Annotated in this window: 3 protein-coding genes; all 3 read left to right on the top strand. The window is 39.0% G+C overall.

Annotated elements, in window-relative coordinates:
• Window positions 1–590: 590 nt before the first annotated feature.
• Entirely contained in the window at window positions 591–2,408 is a 1,818-nt protein-coding gene (ltrA, locus tag F6K54_RS40845; RefSeq protein ID WP_293090180.1) for a group II intron reverse transcriptase/maturase, read from the top strand.
• Window positions 2,409–3,346: 938 nt separating this feature from the next.
• Window positions 3,347–4,279: a hypothetical protein gene (locus F6K54_RS40840; protein ID WP_293090178.1), complete on the top strand. Its 933-nt coding sequence runs from the start codon at window positions 3,347–3,349 to the stop codon at window positions 4,277–4,279.
• Window positions 4,280–4,292: 13 nt separating this feature from the next.
• Window positions 4,293–4,530: helix-turn-helix domain-containing protein (locus tag F6K54_RS40835; protein ID WP_375342031.1), on the top strand; the 238-nt coding region annotated here is incomplete at its 3' end.

Raw genomic sequence — 4,530 nt, 5'->3', positions numbered from 1 at the left:
CGACTCGTTGGCCACTAAACCAGGAAACTGGGTATAAATGGCCGTTCCAAGTCAATACATGAGGACAACCTCGACTTGTGAATAACTCTTATTACCTTGGTGGTGAAATTCCATCCGCCTTGTTGTTAGGTTGACAGCATAGACCACACTGGTAAGAATGAACATCAAACTGGTGAAGCTGGTCTAAAAGCGGAAAAATACCAGTTACCAGGAACGATACCGCAAGCAAAGGCTGACAAGTGGACGAACAGGAAGTAGTTTAAACTCTCGTTATTAAAAACCATGTCAAAGGTAGCTATGGGATGTAGGACAGAAGTCAGGGGGTCTTTGGATAATTTCATAATTCCGAAATTATCAGCAACCATATCGAACCCTCCGGGAGACTCTACCTCACTAAATCAGCCGTAAAAAGGAATAAGGGAACGAGGAAACCTCTCTTTGACACCTAAGAATATAGGTCGAGAACTTAGGAAGCCATTCAAGGTTAATCTGCACTCATGTTGTAGGTCAAAGGGAGAGTAGGATTGGATAAGAAGCATTAATTTGCAGACGTATCCACTGTTAGACGTAATGTAAGGCAATGAATAGTAATGAACAAAGCTCAGACACTAAAAATAAAATTAGGGAATCCTAAGCCATTTTTAAGCGTAGCAAGGGATACAGACGATATACCTTCACAGACTTCAATCAATCCTAACCTTAAATGGAAGGATATCAATTGGAAGAAGGTAGAGAAATCTGTATTCAAATTACAAAAATTGATTTACAGAGCATCCAGCCGTGGCGAAATCCGTAAGATGCGCAGATACCAAAAACTTCTTTTAAAAAGTTATTACGCAAGGTTGCTAGCTGTTAGACGCGTGACACAGGATAACCAGGGAAAGAAAACTGCCGGGATAGACGGTATTAAAAATCTACCACCAATGCAGCGACTAAACTTGGTGAACCTACTCGCATCACGCCATCTCAAAGCAAGTCCGACCCGCAGAGTCTACATACCAAAACCAGGTAAAGATGAAAAACGACCGTTAGGCATCCCAACGATGTATGACCGTGCGTTACAAGCCTTGGTTAAGTTAGGTATGGAACCAGAGTGGGAGGCTAGATTTGAACCTAACAGTTATGGTTTTAGACCAGGTAGGTCAACACAGGATGCCATAGGAGCCATCTTTGGAAGCATTAAGCTCAAACCTAAATATGTATTAGATGCTGACATATCCAAATGTTTTGACCGAATTAACCATGATGCGCTACTAGGAAAGATAGGTCAATCTCCCTACAGACGGTTAATCAGGCAATGGTTAAAGTCTGGAGTGATGGACAATAATCAATTCCTAGAATCTGTGGGAGGTACACCACAGGGAGGGGTAATCAGTCCCCTACTAGCAAACATAGCCTTACACGGTATGGAAAAGTGTCTAGATAAATTCGCCGAAACCCTTCCAGGAAGAAAGCGAAATAATAAAAAAGCACTATCTTTAATACGCTATGCTGACGACTTTGTTATCCTACATGAAGACGTCAAAGTGGTGTTACAAGCAAAGGCCGTAATACAGGAATGGTTAAACCAAGTAGGATTAGAACTAAAACCAGAAAAAACCAAAATTGCCCACACCTTAGAGGAATACAAAGGTAATAAACCTGGATTTGACTTCTTAGGCTTCACAATCAGGCAGTGGAAGGTAAAGTCAACTAAACAAGGATTTAAGACGCTAATAAAACCATCCTCCAAAAGTATAAAAACTCATTATCGGAAATTGGCGGATATATGTGATTCTCACAAAACTGCTCCTGCTAAAGCTTTAATAGCTAAGTTAAATCCGATAATAAGAGGATGGGCTAACTACTACTCTACCGTAGTCAGTAAAGAGGTATTCAACAAAGTTGATGACCTCCTATGGAAAAGATTATGGAGATGGGCAAGTAGAAGGCATCCAAATAAGCCCGCCAAATGGGTAAAGGAAAAGTATTTCCCTCGTTGCAAAGCAACCCGTAATTGGATACTTAATGACGGCGAATATATACTTAACCTACACTCGGATGTACCAATTATAAGACACATCAAGGTGAAAGGTAGTAATTCCCCTTATGACGGCGATTGGACTTATTGGAGTAACAGAATTGGTAAATATCCAAGCGTCAGGAAAGAAATCACAACGCTGTTAAAAAGGCAAAAGAATAAATGCGCATTTTGTGGACTAACCTTTAGGTCAAACGACCTTATGGAAGTTGACCATATAAAATCAAGGTCTAAAGGTGGTGACAACACACATAAAAACAAACAATTGTTGCACCGACATTGCCACGACACGAAAACTGCCTTAGATAATAAAACATATCCAAAACCGAAGTTACAGGCTTTACCTGAAGGTTATTTATGGGTTGACGATATGTTGACTTTAAGGTAGGGGTGTACCCATGACAAGGGACGTTTAAGAGAGGAGCCGTGATGAGGTGAAAGTCTCACGTCCGGTTCTGAAGACGAGTCGGGTAGGGTAACTTACCTGGCTTAGTTTAACGGTATTGCTCAAAATTCTGAAGGAACATATTTCTTTAATCAAATTTTTATTAAAGCTAGATAGTGCCATTACTAAGCGTTCAGCTATCAGCATTCAGCTATCAGCTATTGCTTTTAATTTTAGGTAAAAGCTTTACTAATTGAGTTAGAATTTATGCTTAACTATAAAAGCTGGCTGAAACAGTCTATATTAATTAAAACCCGCTCATAAGAGCTGATATAGAATCCGGATAATTACTATAGCTAAGTCATTGCGACTGGAACGGAGTGGAAGGAAGCAATCTCAGGGCTTGAGGAGATTGCTTCCTATCGTCGCAATGACGGCTGTTCAACCGGATTTTATATGAGAGCTGACAGCTAATAGCTGTTTGCGCAGCATTCCGCAGGAAATGCTTACATATCACCTGTAAAGAAAATTTTTCCTTTGAGTCATATCATGTCCGGTTGAATAATTAGACTTTGGTGTACAGAAGGCAGCTATGTATCCCCCCTACCCCCCTTTGAAAGGGGGGGAGGCAGAAGGTTTTCTCAAGAGTGTCACCTTAATTTTATACACGCTCCGATGCTACCGGACATGATATCAATCCTCTCCTTGAAAAGAAGAGGTAATATCATGTCCGGTTGAATAATTAGACAATGGTTGTCCGAAGGCAGCTATGTATCCCCCCTAACCCCCCTTTGAAAGGGGGGGAGGCAGAAGGTTTTCTCCTTTTTTCACCTTAATTTTATACACGCTCCGATGCTACCGGACATGATATAATTATTAATTATTCATTATTAATTATTCATTATTAATTATTCATTATTCATTATTCATTAATATTAACTATGGCAAGTAAATTATTGCAGAAGATTTGGCGAGTTCTCAACACAGAAATAGAATTGAATTTACTGGAATCAGAAACTGTTAAAGGAGGAGTTGAGGGTGGTAAAGCGGTTTTTGAAATAGCAGAAGTTATACAAAAAAATTCTACAGAGTTAAGCCTGTTAAAACCCTTTATTAATAATATTGATTCACTTTTGGATGCACTAAATTCTCCCTTGGGACAAGTTGTCAAGGAGGGTTTACCTTTTTTGCCTATTGCAACTGGAATTATTACTTATATTATCAAAAAAACTGGGCATGAACCAACTTTAGAAGATGAAGTACAATTGGTGGCTCAGGCGGCTTATTTAGAAAGTTTACGACAATTTTTAATAGACCATCCTGAAATATCAGAAAAGCTGAAAACTGAAGCTTCAGAAGCTGTACAAAAACAGATAAAAAAATGGGATGAAGAAATTGATTTTAATGACCGAAAAGCCAAGGATACTTTGATTTGTTTCTATGATTCACCGTTGATAGAAAAGTTTGATGAGATTTTATTTGCTCGTCTGAAAGAGTCTGGTTTAGATGAAAATATGGCAGAAAATTTCACTGAAAGAATTTCTCGCAGTACCCACCGTTATTTGAAAGAAGCGGTGTTGGAAGTGAAAGATGATGCTAAAAAATTAGCCGGAATCTATGGGGGAGGTTGGCAACAAGATTTGGAAGTTTATAGCAGTATTGATAAGTATTTGGAGGAGGCGATCGCTAAAAAACCAAAAGAAAAAGTATTTGATGAAAATTTCTCTTTTCAGGATATTTATGTACCACTAAAAGTTAAATCTGTTGACTCCCATGGGGAAGTTAAAGAAACAGCAATACCCCAGAATATTGAGGAGTGGGCAAAAGCAATTTTGCTGGATGATACGTTAAAAAGCATACTTTTATACAGGTAGCCCTCACCCGTACATGAAATCCATTAGAACCAAACTCAAATTAAATAATAAGCAGAAAACTCTGATGGCTCAACACGCAGGCTATAGCAGATGGTGTTATAATTGGGGTTTAAGCTTGTGGAACGCAGCATATAAGGATGGTTATAAGCCTAATGCTCGTAAGCTCAGGGAAGTTTTTACTAATCACACAAAACCTCTTTATCCTTGGATGAAAAACTTGTCCTCTAGGGTTTATCAATACGCTTTCATTA

The sequence above is a fragment of the Okeania sp. SIO3B5 genome, assembly GCF_010692555.1.
Lineage (GTDB): Bacteria > Cyanobacteriota > Cyanobacteriia > Cyanobacteriales > Microcoleaceae > Okeania.
Note: the sequence above shows the minus strand (reverse complement) of the source record. Positions and strands in the feature narration are given on the sequence as shown.